The sequence below is a fragment of the Polaribacter marinus genome (assembly GCF_022662535.1).
Taxonomy (GTDB): Bacteria; Bacteroidota; Bacteroidia; order Flavobacteriales; family Flavobacteriaceae; genus Polaribacter; species Polaribacter marinus.
Map to the genome: position 1 here is coordinate 640,723 of NZ_JAKQYM010000001.1, position 19,824 is coordinate 660,546.

General features: G+C 30.6%; 9 protein-coding genes. 6 read left to right on the top strand and 3 right to left on the bottom strand.

The features are described 5' to 3' along the window. Positions 1 to 229: 229 nt before the first annotated feature. The 3 genes from MC378_RS02885 to recG all read left to right on the top strand — a co-directional run bounded on the left by MC378_RS02885 (position 230) and on the right by recG (position 12,149). The gene (locus MC378_RS02885; RefSeq protein ID WP_242177211.1) at positions 230 to 2,908 is read left to right on the top strand and encodes a DUF11 domain-containing protein; all 2,679 of its coding nucleotides are present in this window, start codon (positions 230 to 232) and stop codon (positions 2,906 to 2,908) included. 111 nt (positions 2,909 to 3,019) lie between these two features. Next, positions 3,020 to 9,892, top strand: a complete 6,873-nt coding sequence (locus MC378_RS02890; protein ID WP_242177212.1) for a GEVED domain-containing protein — start codon at positions 3,020 to 3,022, stop codon at positions 9,890 to 9,892. 160 nt (positions 9,893 to 10,052) lie between these two features. Then, the gene (gene recG, locus MC378_RS02895; protein WP_242177213.1) at positions 10,053 to 12,149 is read left to right on the top strand and encodes an ATP-dependent DNA helicase RecG; all 2,097 of its coding nucleotides are present in this window, start codon (positions 10,053 to 10,055) and stop codon (positions 12,147 to 12,149) included. A gap of 17 nt (positions 12,150 to 12,166) precedes the next feature. Here recG and MC378_RS02900 read toward each other — a convergent pair whose 3' ends face one another. Beyond that, positions 12,167 to 12,676, bottom strand: a complete 510-nt coding sequence (locus MC378_RS02900) for a DUF3124 domain-containing protein (protein ID WP_242177214.1) — start codon at positions 12,674 to 12,676, stop codon at positions 12,167 to 12,169. 132 nt (positions 12,677 to 12,808) lie between these two features. Between MC378_RS02900 and MC378_RS02905 the strand changes: the two genes are divergently transcribed. The 3 genes from MC378_RS02905 (at position 12,809) to guaB (ending at position 16,789) form a co-directional block, all read left to right on the top strand. Beyond that, a complete protein-coding gene (locus tag MC378_RS02905) occupies positions 12,809 to 13,666 on the top strand; it encodes a hydroxymethylglutaryl-CoA lyase (protein ID WP_242177215.1) in 858 nt (285 codons plus the stop codon). Between the two features lie 22 nt (positions 13,667 to 13,688). Beyond that, a complete protein-coding gene (locus MC378_RS02910) occupies positions 13,689 to 15,218 on the top strand; it encodes a bifunctional metallophosphatase/5'-nucleotidase (protein WP_242177216.1) in 1,530 nt (509 codons plus the stop codon). 95 nt (positions 15,219 to 15,313) lie between these two features. Beyond that, complete coding sequence (gene guaB, locus MC378_RS02915; RefSeq protein WP_242177217.1) at positions 15,314 to 16,789, top strand: IMP dehydrogenase; 1,476 nt, start codon at positions 15,314 to 15,316, stop codon at positions 16,787 to 16,789. A gap of 152 nt (positions 16,790 to 16,941) precedes the next feature. Here guaB and MC378_RS02920 read toward each other — a convergent pair whose 3' ends face one another. Both MC378_RS02920 and MC378_RS02925 read right to left on the bottom strand, forming a co-directional pair. Then, on the bottom strand, positions 16,942 to 18,126 hold the full coding sequence (locus MC378_RS02920; RefSeq protein ID WP_242177218.1) for an aspartate aminotransferase family protein: 1,185 nt from the start codon (positions 18,124 to 18,126) through the stop codon (positions 16,942 to 16,944). Between the two features lies 1 nt (position 18,127). Beyond that, positions 18,128 to 19,780, bottom strand: coding sequence for an OstA-like protein (locus MC378_RS02925; RefSeq protein ID WP_242177219.1), 1,653 nt, complete (start codon positions 19,778 to 19,780; stop codon positions 18,128 to 18,130). Between the last annotated feature and the right edge of the window lie 44 nt (positions 19,781 to 19,824).

Below are 19,824 nucleotides of genomic sequence, written 5' to 3' on the forward strand. Positions count from 1 at the left end.
TATTGTAGTATTTAAAAAGATATAGTACTTTTGTACTATAGCCCTAACTATTTAATATAGGTATTAATAATTTATTTATTGATACTATTTTGTAATAACTATTTATATTTTTTGTAAAAAAAAAAAACATATAGTTTTTCTTTCGTTTTTCGTAAGGAAAATATTTTTTTTATAAAGAATATATTATAGCATTAAAATTTTATTAATTAGAACTTAAATCTCCCCCGAGATGAAAATAAAAAATGGGAGTACTATATTCATTTTGTTTGTGTTTGTTTTTTTATGTAAAAACAATATTTATTCTATAGATGTTGGTTTAAATAAAATTAATAAGTTTGAATTTAAGCATACCACAAAATCAAAGGAATTTGTTACGAATGACTTTGGCACTTTACCTAAAAACGAAATTATACCTTTAGTTAATGATGCGAATTTTAACGGAATTACAGTAAATGGATCAGAAAATTGTATTACTGTTCCTTTTGTTGGTACTTCTTGTACAGAGGATTGGACAAGTGTTGCCAATGTTTTAGATGGGAATTTAACAAATTTTACCACTTCAAGTATTTTATTGACTGATATAGATAAGTTGACAATTACTTATCCAACAGAAGACATACCTGCCGGTACTTATGCAGGTTTTAGAATAGAATCTTCTTCTATACTTGGTTTATTAGGGAATATCACCATTACAACACAAGATAGTAATGGAGATACTGTAGAAACCTATAGTCCGTCAACTAATTTATTATCAGGGACATTAGATTTTTCTGGACCGACCAATATTGGTTTTGTAACAACAAGTAGTTTTAGAAAAATAGAAATTAAAGTAAGCGGTTTATTAGATATATCTTCTTTAAAAGTATACTATGCATTTATCAAACTTTATGAAGAAAACGCAACAGCACTTCCTTGTAATGATGTTGTAGAAATTACAAACAATCAATATCCAGTAGAAATTGATGAAATTGGCACTTCTGGAATTAATGTTAGCCTTATTGGTGATGTTATTAAAAATGCAGATTATGCAATTGATTCAGACCAAACCAATCATGCTACTTTAAATGCAGGGGCAATTGGAGTTGGAGTGGCTGCAACTTCCTATTTGTCAATAAAAAAACAGAGTGATTATGCTACAGGACTCATAACACCATTTGCAGCAGGTACTTATGCTGGATTTAATGTAACTCTAGCCAATTTATTAGAGGTAGGTGTTTTAGATAATATTATCATCACAACTTATTTAGGAAATGCAAAACAAGAATCTAGTGATACATCTTCTAATCTTATAGATGTGCCTCTTTTAGGGGCAGCAACTCAAAATAAAGGATTTATAACTACTTTAGAGTATGATGAAATTAGAATTACTGTTTCTAAACCTATTGGAATCACTTTGGGAGAAGTACAAGTAAATTACCCTATTATAAAAAAATATTGTAGTAATACAGATACATCAAATTGTAATATACAAGAACCTTGGACAAATACATCGTATCCGGTAGAAGTTTACACACCAAATACTTCTGGACTTTTAGGAGTAGGTAATGATATAACGAATTTAGAAAACATTATAAGTGAAAGTACTACAGATTATGCAGAATTAGGATTAAATGTAAGTCTTGCTAGTGATTTAGAAATAGGTGTATATGATGTTTTAGATAATTATACAGGTGCTAACTTTGTTGGTTTCGATATTGAGGTAGCAAGTATTGCAGATGTTAATTTATTAAATAATATTTCAATTTCTACCTATAAAGATGGATCAAATACGTTAGTAGAAACAGCATCCGGTTCGTCTATGTTATTAGGGGTACCTTTATTATCAGCCTCAAATAAACAAACGATAGGTTTTTTGACTACCCAAGAATTTGATGAAGTACGAATTAAATTTAGTTCAACTCTGAATGCGAATGTAGGTACTATAAAAATTTACAAAAGTTTTATTCAAAAAATGTGTGTTACAGATTTAGCATGTAATACATCATATGCTCTTAATGCTCCAACATTTTCTACCTATATAGATTTTCAACAAACTGGAGTTTCAGATTTGGCCTGTGTAGGATGTAGTTTAAATGACACAAATAATTTATTAACAAGTTCTGATACGGATTATGCTACTATAAATGTTTTAGCAAGTGTTGCTGGATCTGCTAGTTTAACCGTTAGAGATGCCACAAATACATATCCTTCAGGTTCATATGCGGGATTTGCTGTAAACTATGATTCTTCTTTAGTGAGTTTAGATTTATTTAACAATAGTATAAAAATTGAAACTTTAGATGCTAATGGTGATGTAATAGAAAGTCAAACAGGAAGCAACTTAATTGGTTTGTCCTTATTAACCAATCTTATTGGTACTGCCGGTACTGGTAATGCTAATATTGGATTTAAAACAACCCAAGCATATCAAGGAATTAAACTAACTGTTTCTAAATTAGTCGGAGTAGATTTAAACCCATTATTAAATAATAATGAGGTTAAAGTATATGGTGCTTTTGTAGATACTAGAGGAGCAACAGGTGGTAATTTTGATACTTGTTTAATAGATCTATCTATAGGAAAAACAGTCGAAAAATCGATACTTAAATTAGGAAATACAATTGTTTTTAATATTACCATTAAAAATACTGGTGGTATAGCAGCTAATGAAGTAAAAGTAAAAGATCTTTTACCAGAAGGATTAACTTTTAATGAAGCAGCATCTGTAATACCAGATAACACAACATATGATGAAGCTACTGGTATTTGGGATTTTGGAGATTTAGAAATTAATGTAGGAGAATCTTATACATTAAAATTAGCTGCAACTATTACAAAGCCTGGAGAAATTATAATAAATAAATCAGAAATATATTCAACAAATCTATATCAGTTAGATATAGATTCCACCCCTAATTCTAATAATTAAAAATAAATAAAATAAAAGCACAATTGTGCTTTAGGTCATTACTAAAAGTATCTTGTTAAAATGAATGGTATAAAAAGTCAGAATTGGTTCACCTTTTTTCTAATTTTAAATATGGTTAATATTTATGCATATAATATTAAGGATAAAGGAAAAAAAAATAAAACTTATAAAACGACAACTGTTGCTGCAAATGTTATTACGGATTTACCTAAAAACCAAATTGTACCTCTTGTAAATGATACTAATTTTAGTGGGGTTACTGTGAGTAGTTCTACTTATGCTTGTCCTACTCTAGGAAATCTTGGTAGAAGATGTGATGAATGGAGCAATAAAGGAAATGCCATAGATGGTAATCTTACTATTTATACTTCTACAAACAGTGATTCTTACTTAACAATTACCTCGCCCATAACAATGCCTGCGGGTAGTTATGCGGGAGCAAGAATAAGAACAAACTCTTTGTTGTCCAGTATATCAAATTTATTAAGTGTTTTAAGTGGAGTAAAGATAACAACATATAATGGAAACACGAAACAAGAGGATTTTATAGTAAGTAATGACAGTGCTTTAAGTTTGTTAGATTTTACAAGTAGTGACCCTTATAATGTTGGTTTTGTAACCACAAAAGCCTTTAATAAAATAAGAATTACTTATGATACGGGGCTTATAGGTGGTCTTACTTCTAGTTTAAGAGTTTATTACGCATTTGTAAAAATATACGATGATAATATTACTCCTTTAGCATGTAATACACCTACCATAATGACAAGCCCTAATTATGCCTTAGAAATAGATGATGTAGGTGCTTCTGGTCTTAATATAAACCTTCTTGGTAATAATGGAATTAATCCAGAAAATGTTATTGATGCGAACCAAGAAAACCATGCTTCATTAAATGGAGGTACCATTGGTGTCAATGCTCTTGCTACTTCTTATTTATCTGTAAAAAAACAATTAGCATATGATGATGCAGATGGTATTCTAGAACCTTTTTCAGCAGGTACTTATGCAGGTTTTAATGTCACTTTAGCCAATTTAGCAGATGTTGGGGTTTTAGATAATATTATAATTACTACGTATTTAAATGATGTAGAGAAAGAATCTTCAGCGAGTACCACTAATTTAATAGATGCGCCAGTTTTAGGGGCTGCTACCCAAAATAGAGGGTTTGTAACCACTACAGCTTATGATGAAATAAGAATTACAGTTTCTAAACCAGTAGGGGTATCTTTAGGAGAAGTACAGGTAAATTATCCTATTATAAAAAAATATTGTAGTTATGATACCGCAACTGGAAATCCATTAGACTGTAATACTACGGTACCTTGGACAAACACAGATTTTCCTGTAGAAGTCTACACTCCTGGAAATTTAGGTTTGGTAGGGGCAGGTATGGCAATAGATGGTTTAGATAATATTATAAATAGCAGTACAACTGATTATGCAGAATTAGGGTTAAATATAGCAGCAGGAGAAGCTTTAGAAATTGGGGTTTATGATGTGTTAGATAATTATACAGATTCTCATTTTGTAGGTTTTGATATAGAAACCGCTAGTATCTTAGATGTAAATTTGTTAAATAATATTAGCATTTCTACCTATATAGATGGTTCAAATACCGTAGTAGAAACTAAATCTGGAGCCGCTATGTTATTAGGTGCTCCTATATTAGAAGGTGCCAATAAACAAACTATTGGTTTTGTAAGTTCTTTACCTTTTGATGAAGTTCGAATTAAATTTAGTTCAACGGTTGGTGCTAATTTAGGAACTATTAAAATATACAATAGTTTTATACAAAAAATGTGCCCAACAGATTTAGAGTGTAATACGTCTTATAATATTAGTTCTCCTGCATTTTCTACTTATGTAGATTTTCAACAAACGGGTGTTTCAGACTTACTTTGTGTAGATTGTAGTGTTACGAATGCAAATAACGTATTAACCGCAGATACAGAAGATTATGCATCTATCAATATTTTAGCAAGTGTTGCTGGAACTGCTAGTATTGCTGTAAGAGACGCAACTAACGAATATCCTACAGGTTCTTATGCGGGTTTTAATGTAAAGTTTAGTTCTTCTTTAGTGAGTTTAGACATTTTAAAAAATAGTTTAACAATATCAACTTTAGATGCTGATGGAAATATTTTAGAAACTGTAGAAGGAGATAATTTAGTTGGTTTGACTTTATTAACAGCTAATCTTATTGGTCATGATGGGTCTGTAAATTTTGGTTTTAAAACGACACAACCTTATTACGGAATTAAATTAACGGCAGAAAAATTGGCCGGTGTAGATCTAAATGCACTTTTAGATGAAGAGCTAGAAGTCTACGGAGCCTTTGTAGATACAAGAGGGGCAATAGGAGGAGATTTTGATGACTGTGCAGATACAGATAGCGATTTAGATGGTATTTTAGATAAAGTAGATTTAGATGATGACAATGACGGTATTTTAGATACAGATGAATATGGTTCTTATGAGCCGTTTGGTGATGAAGATGGAGATGGAATACTAAATTACTTAGATAATACAGATAACGGTGATTCTGGAGATGGTAGTACAACCGATTATACAGACTCAAATAATGATGGAATCCCAGATGTGTATGATACAGACGGAGATGGTACACCAAATCATTTAGATTTAGATTCAGACGGAGATGGCTGTTCTGATGCCTTAGAAGCAGGAGCAACAACTGATACAACAACAAATTACCAATTCACTGGTGCAGTAGGTCCCGATGGTGTCCCAGATGCTGTACAAACAACAAGTGGCGTAAATAGTGGTTTGGTAGATTATCATGTGATAGGTTCTAATGTTAATAATCCACATTTTCTAGATCCGGCTATTAATTACGCTTGTTTTAATAGTTTAGGTTGTTCAACAGACGCGTATCAAGTAACTAATAATTATGATTTATTAGGTGATGGAAACAAAGTAAATTCTGTTTGGCAAACTCTAGATTTAATTACCGGAGACATGGTTACCGCAGATGATGATTCTAATGCAAATATAAATGCTATAGGTTACAACCTAAAAGATGGTAAGATATGGGGAGTTTCTCGTAATCCACAAGCTTTAACAGTAACCTCAAAAAATGATTCTGGAGAATGGAAAACCCAAATTATTACAATTACCGGATTAGAAAATGATAAGATTTATAATGTTGGGGATATAGATGAAAATGGACATTTTTATATTGTTCAAGGGGCGTCTGATGCGGGTACTCATAACATTAAAGTAATTGATTTAGATCCTGCTTCAATAACTTATCTAGAAGTAATAGAGACTATTACTCTTACTACGATTCCAGGCATTTTATCTGATTTTGCATTTCATCCTGTAAGTGGTGATTTATATACTATTGTAAAAAACGCGACTGATGATTTAATTCGAATAAATATGGGTGATGGAACTTCTACTAACTTAGGTACTTCTGGAGTTCCAGGAGGTACAGCTTATGGAGCCGTTTTCTTTGATCATGATGGTTTTTTCTATGCTGTTAAAAATAATGACGGTAAAATTTATCGATTAGATCTAAGTAGTCCGCCAGCCACAGATTATGATGAAACTACAACAACTTTTTTCTCTCAAGCAACTGCATCAGGTAATAATGATGGGGCACGTTGTACAGATGGTAAAGTATATGTAGATTATGGAGATGCGCCAGATACAGGTACAGGTACATCAGTAGGGAATTATAATACACTTTTATCAAATGATGGACCTCGTCATTCTGTTTTAGGTTATTCATCAAGTTCTTTTGTTTCTAATTTAATGTTAGGTACTAACATTTCAGCAGGTACTGGTCCAATACTATCGGGAAGTGGAGATACATATGATGATGGAGTAAATTGGCCTGCTTCCTTAGAAGCTGGTACGGAATATACTCAAGATATTTCCATAACTAATAATACAGGGGGTGATGCATATTTAAGTGTATGGATTGATTTTAATAGAGATGGAGATTTTTCAGATGCTGGAGAACAACTAGCAAATGATAAAGTGATAGCTAATAATGCAACTACGGCAAGTGTTACTTTTACTGTACCTGATGCTTTATCTAGTGTAGGCGTAAGTTATGCGCGTGTTCGACTTAGTCAAAATCAAGGAGAATCTAATACCCCTACAGGTGCTGCTGTAGGTGGAGAAGTTGAAGATTATTTAATTAACCTTACAGATGCCTCAGCAAACGGATCAGCAATGATTACGCAAGTATATCAAAATGGTCAAGAAAGATGGATAGAAGTTACTAATATTAGTGCTAAGGATATTCCTGGAAATGTTATTAAAGTACAATTGTATAAAGATAAATCAGGAGACCAAACAGGTGTAGTTCCCGATGTTACTTATACTGTTCCAACGGTTTTAGAAGCCGGAGAGTCTGTATTATTTAAAAGAGGGACAAATGTTATTGCTAATACAAGAAGTACAGCAACAATTGAACAGAATAATTCTTTAGCAAATATTGCAGGTGGAGATGATATCATTACCCTTTCTACTACAACAGATGGAACTTCATGGGCAAATAGATATGATGTTGTTTCTAATATTGCAAACAAAACTTCAGTAGTAAGAATAGATGAAGTAGAAGTGCCAAACAATACTTATACAGAAAGTGAATGGGTAGTATTTATAGATGATGCTATTGTTACGTATTCTAACCAAGTAGATGCTGATACTCCTGCCTCAGAACGACATGCACATGCACCTTTAATCTCCGAAATTGAGTATGCAAATGCAGAAGCAAATATTAGACTAGGTTTGCATAGAATTCAACTAACAGATAGAATTACAGACCCAAATGATGCAAATAATACGATTTGGTCTAATGGATACCCAGACAGATCTAGAGAAGTTGTTGTTTCAGAAGATTTTAATGATTTAGAAAAATTAAGTGCTCGTAAACTGGAGGTGAAGAGTAATAGTGTTTTTAGTATAACAGATCATTTATTGGTGGTAACGGATAGAGTTATCTTAGATGGTGAAATTAGATTGGTAAGTACAGATAGCACTAATCTGGCACAAATGGTACAAACTCATGAAGGATCAGGTAAAATTACAGGTTTGGGTAAATTATTAATAGATCAAAAATCTTATGTACCTAGTATGTACAGATATAATTATATGAGCTCTCCTGTAAATACAATTGGCAAAAACACTTATTCAATTGAAGAGGTTTTTAAAGATGGTACAAATACATTAACTGCAGAAGGCAAAATTGGTCAAGGAACTGATGACCTGGCAAAAGACATTACTTTTGTAGAAGGGTATGACGGGAGTCCTACAGCTCCAATATCTTTAGCAGATTATTGGGTATATACTTTTGGAAGTAATGCTATTTGGGAGCATCAATATAAAGATGGAGAAATTCCACAAACAGATGGTTTTATTTTTAAAGGACCCAATAGAAAGCAAAATTATACATTTGTTGGAACTCCAAAAGATGGAGATTTAGAAACAACAATAGCAGCTAATGAATCCTATCTAGTAGGGAATCCTTATGCTACAGCAATTAGTGCCAAAAAATTTATAGAAGATAATAGTAATTCGATAACAGGAAATTTATATTTCTGGGAACATGCAAGTGAAGAAAATGCAACAGGTACAGCTGGTCATAATTATGGAGGTTATATTGGTGGCTATGCAATTAGAAACATTGCTCTTGGAATATCTGCGAATCAAGTAACAACTAATAATGGAGTAGCAATAGCAACAAGTTTAATAGAAGCTGAATCTGAGACATTAAATAATGGAGCAACAACTTTTGTTGATGGAGGAGGTGTAACAAGTGTTCTTCTTAATGCTAATGGTGAAAATATCTCGTTTACAAGCTCAACCGAAATGCTTGTAGATTCCTTAATTATTTCTTATAAATCTAGCAGTACTATAACTTTAGGGATTCAAATAAAAGGAATTTTGAATGAAATTGAATTAGTATCTACAAATGGACAATATTTAAATTACTCTTATAGTACAAACATAAAAAAGGGAGATTTAGTAGAAATTATTTATAGAGATTCATCTACTTCAGATCTATATATAGATTCATTTATTTTAAAAGGGCATATTAGAGATGAATCTGCTCCTGCTGTGGGAACAGGAAACTATAAAGAACCTAAACCGTATATTGCTATTGGTCAAGGATTCTTTATTTCTGGTAATGAAACAGGTGGACCTATTGTCTTTAATAATAGTCAAAGAGAATACAAAAAAGAAGGAAATGAATCTATTTTCTTTAGAAACAACGAAGATACTACCCCAGAAAACAATAATACATCAAGCGGACTTCCTATTATTAAATTAGGAATGAATTATAAGAATAACGACGGATTAGGTTTACATAGGCAAATAGGTATTTCTTTTAAAGAAGGGAATTCTTTTGATTTTGAAGCAGGTTATGATGCTGTAATGTTTGATGTAGGTAATAGTGATTTCTATTGGAAATTCGTTGATGATGAAAATAAATATGCAATTGCTGGTGTACAAGAAATTTCAGAAGATTTAGAAGTTCCTTTAGAAATTGTTTTAGGAATTAATGACAACATAAGTATTGAAATTGATGAATGGGATGCTATTGATAGAAATGTTTATATTAAAGATAAGTTATCAAATCAAACATATTTATTAAATAATGGAGCAATATCTTTTACGCTTGCTAGTGGTACGTATACAGATAGATTTGTTCTAGCATTTAAAGAAAGTACAACATTAAATGTTAGTGATGATGTCCTTCAAAACAATAATATTGCAGTATTCTTAGACAAGAATACACAAGAAATAGTAATAAACAACGAGAGTAACTTAGAGCTTAAAAAAGCTAAACTATTTAATTTACTAGGCCAGCAAGTTGATCAATGGACAAACTTAAACCAAGTAGCAAAAGAGAATAGATTAAAAATAAAAAATTTATCAAAGGCTATATATATTATTAATATAGAAACAACAAAAGGAAAAGTTTCTAAAAAATTGATAATAGAGTAATTTTAACTGTATTTTTTAGTAAATACTTAGATTAAGTAGTTCTATCATTTTTATATAAAAATGGTAGAACTACTTTTTTTTATACAAATTTTCTATTTTCAATAATTTATCAGATATTACTATTGATTTCTGTACTTTCGTTTATCAATATTTTTTTAAATTGAATTTAAATTATCCAATAACATATATAAAAGGTATTAGTGTACAAAGAGCCACCCTTTTGTACACAGAATTAGGAATTAAAACATGCAACGATTTACTTAATTTTTTCCCTTTTAGGTATATCGATAAAACGGCTTTTTATTCTATAAAAGAATTACAACCCAATTCTTCTGAAGTGCAAATTGTAGGTAAAATTACACGCGTTAAATCTGTTGCTCAAAAAAGAGGAAGTAGGCTAGTAGCTACCTTTCAGGATGCTACTGGAACGATGGAGTTGGTATGGTTTAAAGGGCAAAAATGGATTAAAGATTCACTAAAAATTAACCAACCTTACGTGGTTTATGGTAAATTGAATCATTATAATGGTAATTTTAGTATTCCGCATCCAGAATTAGAGTTGGTCACAGAATACAAGAAAAAGTTGCAAACCAAAATGCAACCTGTCTATCCTTCAACAGAAAAGTTAGTGAATTCTGGTATTTCTAACAAGTTGCTAAGAACATATATACAAAATTTATTACAGCAATTTTATGAAGGGATTCAAGAAAGTTTATCACTAGAAATCATCGCCGATTTTAAATTGATGTCGAAACGAGAGGCTCTATTAAATGCACATTTCCCTAAAAGTCAAGAAAATTTAGCCAAAGCGCAATTTCGTTTAAAGTTTGAAGAATTATTTTTTATTCAACTTCAATTATTAAGAAAAAAACTCATCAATAAAACCAAAAATAAAGGTTTTGTTTTTGAAAATGTAGGTAAAAAATTTAATGATTTTTATAGCAATCACTTACCTTTTAATTTAACAAATGCTCAAAAAAGAGTTCTTAAAGAAATAAGAAAAGACGTTGCTTCTGGCGTACATATGAATCGTCTTTTGCAAGGTGATGTAGGTTCTGGTAAAACAATTGTAGCTTTATTAAGTATGCTTTTGGCTATAGATAATGGTTTCCAGGCAACTATTATGGCACCTACAGAAATTTTAGCGACGCAACATTATCATGCAATTTCAGAAATGGTGAAAGACATGAATTTAAATGTTGATCTATTAACAGGATCGGTTAGAATAAAAAAACGTAGAGAAATACATGCTAATTTAGAAGATGGAACTTTACATATTTTAATTGGCACACATGCTTTGTTAGAAGATAAAGTAAGATTTAAAAACCTTGGTATTGCAATTATAGATGAGCAACACCGATTTGGAGTGGCTCAAAGAGCAAAATTATGGTCTAAAAATTCTCTTCCTCCACATATTTTAGTAATGACAGCAACACCAATCCCTAGAACTTTAGCAATGTCTGTGTATGGTGATTTAGACATCTCGGTAATTGATGAATTACCTCCAGGAAGAAAAGAAGTTAAAACGGTGCATAGATTTGATAGCAATAGATTATCTGTTTTTAAATTTATGAAAGATGAAATTGAAAAAGGAAGACAGGTATATATTGTGTATCCTTTAATTCAAGAATCTGAAGCCATGGATTATAAAGATTTAATGGATGGTTATGAAAGTGTTTCAAGAGAATTTCCAGCTCCCAAATACCAAATAAGTATTGTACATGGACAAATGAAACCAGCAGACAAAGAATATGAAATGCAACGTTTTGTAAAAGGAGAAACCCAAATTATGGTGGCTACAACCGTAATAGAAGTTGGTGTAAATGTACCTAATGCAAGTGTAATGATTATTGAAAGCGCAGAGCGTTTTGGTTTAAGTCAATTACATCAATTAAGAGGAAGAGTAGGTAGAGGTGCAGATCAAAGTTATTGTATTTTACTTTCTAGCTATAAGCTTTCTGAAGAAGGAAAAACACGTTTAAAAACCATGGTAGAAACTTCAGACGGATTTAAAATTGCTGAAGTAGATTTAAAATTACGTGGCCCAGGAAATTTAATGGGAACGCAACAAAGTGGCGTTTTAAACCTTAAAATTGCGGATGTAGTAAAAGATACTCAAATTTTAGTGGCTGCAAGAAATAAAGCAATTGCTGTTTTACAAGAAGATGGCAACTTGTCTAAACCCGAAAATACAAATATTAAAAATACCTATTTAGAATTGTCTAAAAACTCTAAAATATGGAGTGAAATAAGTTAAGATAGTACTTGTAAATATTATTTTATTCTTTTAGATTGTGTAGAAAATGATAATCCTTGTTGTCCTACAGTAGAATTCATTATCCCTTCAAACAAAGGTTCTGGACAGTTTTTAGGCGTTTTCCATTCTATAATAAAATTAGAACCCGTTCCTCCTTCAATGTCTATTTCATCAATAATAATTTCTGTAGTTTCCATAGGTGCCAAATAAATTGGACGTTTAAAATAAGTACGAACAGGTTTTCCATGAGTGTCATAATATTTTGCTTTAAGTAAGTATATAGTATCCAAATCACTAGTGTTTCGTAAACTAATCATTGCCGTTAAATTATGTGTCTTATGCTCAGAGATACTATATATTTGAGAATATACAGAAAGGTAAGATTTACCATATTCTAGAGAATCTTTTTTGCTAATATCAACAAACCTTTCTGACCAATTTTCAGAATTGATAGAACTGATTTCTTTTTTTTTAGTACAGCTTAAAACTAAAATGCTAATTAATAAAAGGAACGTGTATTTTTTCATATTTATTTTTAAGAGTAGATAAAATGCTTGAATAATTACAGAATATATTCTGTTAGCGAATTTACAAAAAAGGAACATAGAATCAAGTTAAATTTATTTTGCACATACTTTTGTTTGTTTATCTTTGAAACGATGAATAACAATGTTAAAATCATAGAATGTCCAAGAGATGCAATGCAAGGAATAAAATCTCATTTTATTTCTACAGAAAAAAAAGCATTATATATCAATTCTTTATTAAAAGTTGGTTTTGATACTATTGATTTTGGAAGTTTTGTGTCTCCAAAAGCAATTCCACAAATGCGAGATACAGCAGCTGTTTTAGCAAAGTTAGATTTGTCTACCACAGAAAGTAAGTTATTAGCAATTATTGCCAATGTTAGAGGAGCTAATGATGCAGTTCAATTTGAAGAAATAGATTATTTAGGATATCCTTTTTCTATTTCAGAAAATTTTCAAATGCGAAACACTCATAAAACTATTGCAGAATCTATAGAAACTTTAGACGAGATTTTATCAATTGCAGATAAATCTAAAAAAGAAGTAGTCGCATACTTATCAATGGGATTTGGAAATCCGTATGGAGATCCATGGAATGTAGATATTGTTGGAAATTGGACAGAAAAATTATCTAAAATGGGAGTTAAAATTTTGTCACTTTCAGATACTGTTGGTAGTTCTACTCCAGATGTAATTAATTATTTGTTTTCAAATTTAATTGATAAATATCCAGAAATTGAATTTGGAGCACATTTGCATACCACTCCAGATAAATGGCACGAAAAAGTAGATGCAGCTTATAAAGCAGGTTGTAATCGGTTTGATGGTGCTATAAAAGGTTATGGTGGTTGCCCAATGGCAAAAGATGAATTAACAGGAAATATGCCAACAGAAAAATTATTGAGTTATTTTACAGAACAAAAAGCAAACACAAATATCAAACCAATGAGTTTTGAAAGTGCTTATAACAAAGCTTTAGAAGTGTTTTAAAAAAAGATTAAAAAAGATTAAAATGAAATTTACAAAATCGCTATTATTTATTTTATCTATAACTGTTTTATTTTCTTGTAAAAAAGATGATGGAAAAATTGAATTTACTTTTTTACAACTTAATGATGTTTATGAAATTGCGCCAATTCAAGGGGGGGAATTTGGAGGAATGGCAAGAGTAGAAACGGTACATAAAGATTTATTAAAGGAAAATCCGAATACCATGCTTTTTTTAGCAGGAGATTTTTTAAATCCTTCTTTATTAGGAACATTAAAAGTAAATGGAGAGCGAGTTCGAGGTAAACAAATGGTTGAAGTGATGAATGCTATGAACTTTGATTTGGTAGCATTTGGGAATCATGAATTTGATGTTTCTCAAAAAGATTTACAAAAACGTTTAAATGAGAGTACATTTCCTTGGATATCAGCAAATGTAAAACTTAAAACTAAAGAAGAATCAATTCCTTTTTACAAAGAAAGAAATGCTAAGAAAGTACCCATTGGAGAAACCTTTATTAAAGAATTTTCAGATAAAGATGGAACAAAAGTAAAAGTTGGTTTTATAAGTGTTTGTATTCCTTCTAATCCAAAAGAATACGTAGAATACGGAAATATGTTTGTAAAAGCTAGAGCTGCTTACGCATCTATTAAAGATTCTGTAGATGTTGTTTTTGGATTAACACATGTTAAGATTACTAATGATAAAAGAATCGCTAAATTAATTCCAGATTTGCCTTTAATCATGGGAGGTCATGAACACACAAACTCACTTGATACAATAGGAAATGTAATGATTGCTAAAGCGGATGCAAATGCAAAAACGGCTTATATTCATCGAATTTCTTTTGATAAAAAAACAAAGAAAACAATTGTAAAATCTGAATTAAAAGAAATAAATTCTTCTATAAAATCAGATGAAAAAGTAGCAGTTATTGTAAATAAATGGCAAAATATTTTAACTTCAAAAATAAAAAATATTATTCCCAACCCAGAAGAAGTAATCTTTGATGCTAAAATTCCTTTAGACGGAAGAGATACTCCCATTAGAAGTACACAAACAAATTTAGGAGAAATTATTACAAAATCAATGTCTTATGCTTTTAATGATAAAGTAGATTGTTCTTTAGTTAATGGTGGTTCAATTAGAATTGACGATCAATTAACGGGTAATATTACAGCTGTAGATATTTTTAGAGTTTTACCTTATGGAGGCGCAATTTTAAAAGTAGAAATTAAAGGGAGATTATTAAAAAGAGTATTAGATTATGGCGTTTTAGCGGCAGGAACAGGAGCGTATTTACACCGATTTAATGCAGAAAAAATAGAGGGTGAGTGGAAAATTAAAAACAAAGTGTTAGATGTAAATAAAACTTACACTGTCGCTTTTTCAGACTATCTCTTAAAAGGTTTTGATATTCCTTTTTTATCATCAAAAAATAAAGAAGTTTTATCTGTTTATCAACCAAAAGAATCAGAATTATCTTACGACATAAGAAAAGGAGTTGTGAGTTATTTAAAATCCTTAAAAGAAGAGCAGAATTCTATAAAATAGAAATATTTATTTTTAAACATAAATCAACAATTTAATAATAGTAATTATATAATAATAAATTGTAAATTTGTTCGCAATTATATCTTAATTGCAACATGACAGCACACAACAACAAAATTTTAGGAGAAGGTTTAACTTATGACGACGTTCTCTTAGTTCCAGCTTTTTCAGAAGTACTTCCTAGAGAAGTTAATATTCAAACAAAATTTACTAGAAACATAACTATTAACGTTCCTATTGCATCTGCTGCAATGGATACTGTTACAGAATCTGCTATGGCAATTGCTATGGCAAGAGAAGGAGGAATAGGGGTTTTACATAAAAACATGACAATTGAGCAACAAGCTCAAAAAGTAAGAAAAGTAAAACGTGCAGAAAGTGGTATGATTATAGATCCTGTTACTTTACCATTAACTGCAGTAGTATTAGATGCAAAAGCTAATATGAAAGAGCATGGTATTGGTGGAATTCCAATAATTGATGAAGACGGAACATTGAAAGGAATTGTAACCAATAGAGATTTACGTTTTGAACACAACAATCAAAGACCTATTGTTGAAGTAATGACCAGTGAAAACTTGGTTACTGCAGATGTTGGTACTTCATTAAATGATGCAGAAAAAATTCTTCAAAATCATAAAATAGAAAAACTATTAATTGTTGATGATAATTATAAATTAAAAGGATTAATTACTTTTAGAGATATTACTAAAGTTACTCAGAAACCAATAGCAAATAAAGATACTTTTGGAAGATTGCGTGTTGCTGCTGCTTTAGGTGTAACTGCAGATGCGGTAGAAAGAGCAGAGGCTTTAGTAAATGCAGGTGTAGATGCAGTAATTATTGATACTGCTCATGGACATACAAAAGGAGTTGTTAATGTTTTAAAAGCGGTAAAAGCAAAATTTCCAAATTTAGATGTAGTTGTTGGTAATATTGCTACTGGTGAAGCTGCCAAATATTTAGTAGAAGCTGGTGCAGATGCTGTAAAAGTAGGTATTGGTCCTGGTTCAATTTGTACAACAAGAGTTGTTGCGGGTGTTGGTTTTCCTCAGTTTTCTGCAGTATTAGAAGTTGCTGCAGCCATAAAAGGAAGTGGAGTTCCTGTAATTGCAGATGGAGGAATTCGTTATACAGGTGATATTCCTAAAGCAATAGCTGCTGGAGCAGATTTAGTAATGCTTGGTTCTTTATTAGCAGGTACTAAAGAATCTCCAGGAGAAACAATTATTTATGAAGGAAGAAAATTTAAATCTTATAGAGGTATGGGATCTGTTGAAGCGATGAAACAAGGTTCTAAAGACAGATATTTTCAAGATGTAGAAGATGATATTAAAAAGTTAGTTCCTGAAGGAATTGTAGGAAGAGTTCCTTATAAAGGAGATTTATTTGAAAGTATTCATCAATTTATTGGAGGTTTACGAGCTGGAATGGGATATTGTGGTGCAAAAGATATTGAAACCTTAAAAGAAACTGGAAAGTTTGTAAGAATTACTGCAAGCGGAATTAATGAAAGCCATCCTCATGATGTGGCAATTACTAAAGAAGCTCCAAATTATAGTAGAAGGTAAGTAATTGTTTATATATAAATTAAAAGCTTGAGGTTACTCAAGCTTTTTTATTTTTAACGAATTAAATCTTTTTAGTCATTAGAAAGTAGACTTTCTAAAATATTTATTTTATGTATACTAGACGGTGATAAAAAGAAATAGCTATCTATCAGTTAAAAATCCAAGACTTCGTCTATCGTGTCTAAAATAATTTTACACCCAACAATAATATCATCATCAGAAATTGTTAATGGAGGTGTAATTCTTAATGCTTTTCCTTCAAACAATAAAAAGAAGAGAATCAATCCATTGTCTAAACATTTATGTACAATTTTTGCAGCTAATTCTGGAGTTTCAACTATGGCTGCTAGCATTAAGCCTCTTCCTCTAATTTCTTGAATAGCTTTGTGTTGTAAATGTTTTCTGATAATTTTTTCTTTTCGTAAACTTTCTGAAACTAAATTTTTTGAAAGAATTTCTTTTACCGTTGCATTTGCAGCAGCAGCTATAACAGGGTGACCAGCAAAAGTAGAAATATGTCCTAATTTAGGATTGTCTTTTAACAAACTCATATATTCATAAGAAGCAATAAAAGCTCCAATTGGCATACCTCCACCCAAGCCTTTTCCTGTTATAATTATATCTGGAATTACCTTGTAGTTTTCAAAACCCCAAAAAGTACCTGTTCTACCAATTCCTGTTTGAATTTCATCCAAAATTAATAAAGCACCAACTTCTTTACAACGTTCTTTTACTTTTGCTAAGTAACCATTTTTGGGTTCAATAAAACCAGCGCCACCTTGTATTGTTTCTAAAATAACGGCCGCTGTTTTTGTTGTAATTTTATTAATTTCAAGTTGATTGTTATATTCAATAAATTTAATTCCTGGGATTAATGGTCTAAATACTTGGTTCTGTTTTTCTACACCAGAAACACTCATAGAACCTTGTGTATTACCATGATATGAGTTTTTGGCTGCAATAATTTCAAATCTTTCTGTTACTCTTTTGGCCAATTTTAATGCGGCTTCAGTAGCTTCTGTCCCAGAATTGGTTAAGTAAACAGAATTTAAGTTTTTAGGCGAATTAAATACAAGTAATTTGCAAATATCAACTTGAGGCTTCTGGATAAATTCTCCATAAACCATAACATGTGTATAAGCATCTAATTGCTCTTTTATAGCCTTTGTTACTTTAGGATGATTATGTCCTAAGCTATTTGCAGAAACACCTGCAACAAAATCTAAATATTTTTTTCCTTTAATATCATATATATAACTTCCTTTTGCATGTGAAATTTCTAAAGCAAATGGATGGGGTGATGTTTGTGCTTGGTATTTTAGAAAATCGGATTTCATACTATTGTTTTTTAACAGAAATAGGTAGTTTCGTTCCTTTTTTAGAAGTCAATTTTTTGCCTTTGTCCTTTAAGATTCCTCCTTTTTTGAGAAAAGTTTTTGGCAGTAATTTTTCTTTTTTCTTGGAAGGTGATTTTTTATTTGAATCATTTATAAAAATATCTTCCATTTTCTTTGGTTGTTCATCTTCTCTCCATATAAATCCTTTTAAACGTTTCACGTCGTCTGGTAACATAGATGGAGGGTAGGTTTTTCCTTCAGAAGCTTTTAAATATTTTATAGATTGAATAACTCCTTTGTCTAGTGTGAATTCGATATTACTTGATATTTCTTTGGTAATTGTTTCTAGTACATTGGTTTCTTCATTTCTATTAAAATATACAGACTCTGCATTTCCTTTTACTAATAAAAGGTTTAGTTTATTGTCTTTAAATTTACCAAACATATTCCTTCCTTTTATTTGACTATAATCTTCTTTTGATAAAGAATCTTTAGAAATGATAAAGGCATTATTAAGTACTTTTAAAGAGTCTAATTTTTCTGTTTTTACATTTGAAATTAAATGAATGGTATCTCCTGTAATTTGATTTTTATCAGACCAAAGAACTGGATTGCTAAACATTCTTGTAAGACCCGTTTCTTGATTTGTATGTATAGAATCGCATTTACCTTGTAAATCAGACTTGAAAATTTTTACATTGTGATACGTTCTAATAATTCTTTTTTTAGGTTTACCAGTAATTAAAAGAGTGTCTCCATGAATAAACATTGAATCTTTTTCTATGATAGAAATTGCGACTGCTTTTTTTATGATAAAAAGAGAATCTTTTTTTTCGAAAATTTCTGCGTAATTACCTTTTGTAATAAAGTTCTGAACAGTATCTATTACTTTAATATTATTAGTTGCCGAAGCAAAACCTCTATTTTTATCATAATACAAGCTATCACCTTCAATAGTTCTTTCTTTTAAATATAGTTTTGCATTTTTTACAAAATGAGAAATGTCTGTTTTGGTATTATAAAACCCTCTTTCACAATAAATTCTATTACTGTTTTTTGTGTTTGTTATTGTTGATGGTCCATACAAATAAGCTTGACCAGAATTTGTATAATAATCTAGATGATTAGAAATAACGGTGTGTTCTGGATTTACTACGGACACTCTTGTTGTAGCGGTAAATTTTTTATTTTCTAAATAATAATTTCCATTTTTACTTTTTAAGGTATTTGTTGCGTCTTTAATTGTAGCAAAGCTTGTGTAGTATAATTTTTGATTTAATCGATCAAACTGTAAGGTGTCTGTGGTTAATGTCATTGTAGGATCTTTTAACACTACATTTCCCCAAGAAAGAGCTTGTTTAGAGTTGGCATCGTAATCTGTATAATTACTAGTTTGAGTAATAGTATCTCCTTGTTTGATGAGTACTTTCCCAATCGCTTTAAAGAAATTTTCTTTTTTATAGTATAAAGCTTGCTGACAAGTTAAAACAATACCTTCATGAGTCATTTTTACCTTTCCAATAAGAATACTTGCTCCTGGAAATTTTTCTTCATTAGTTTCTTGATATTCAGCTTCATATTCAATTTTTCTTTTTTCTTGAGAAAAAGAAATCACTGTAGACAATATTAGAAATAAAAAAAGTATTCTTTTCAAATTGTTTGTTTTGAGCAAAAATAATGAAAAGAAAGCTTTTGTTT

What these genes read in the sequence shown, in the direction of transcription:
- MC378_RS02885 (WP_242177211.1), top strand. Translation starts at nt 230, where the DNA reads ATGAAAATAAAAAATGGGAGTACTATATTCATTTTGTTTGTGTTTGTT.
- MC378_RS02890 (WP_242177212.1), top strand. Translation starts at nt 3,020, where the DNA reads ATGGTTAATATTTATGCATATAATATTAAGGATAAAGGAAAAAAAAAT.
- MC378_RS02900 (WP_242177214.1), bottom strand. Translation starts at nt 12,676, where the DNA reads ATGAAAAAATACACGTTCCTTTTATTAATTAGCATTTTAGTTTTAAGC.
- MC378_RS02905 (WP_242177215.1), top strand. Translation starts at nt 12,809, where the DNA reads ATGAATAACAATGTTAAAATCATAGAATGTCCAAGAGATGCAATGCAA.
- MC378_RS02910 (WP_242177216.1), top strand. Translation starts at nt 13,689, where the DNA reads ATGAAATTTACAAAATCGCTATTATTTATTTTATCTATAACTGTTTTA.
- guaB (WP_242177217.1), top strand. Translation starts at nt 15,314, where the DNA reads ATGACAGCACACAACAACAAAATTTTAGGAGAAGGTTTAACTTATGAC.
- MC378_RS02920 (WP_242177218.1), bottom strand. Translation starts at nt 18,126, where the DNA reads ATGAAATCCGATTTTCTAAAATACCAAGCACAAACATCACCCCATCCA.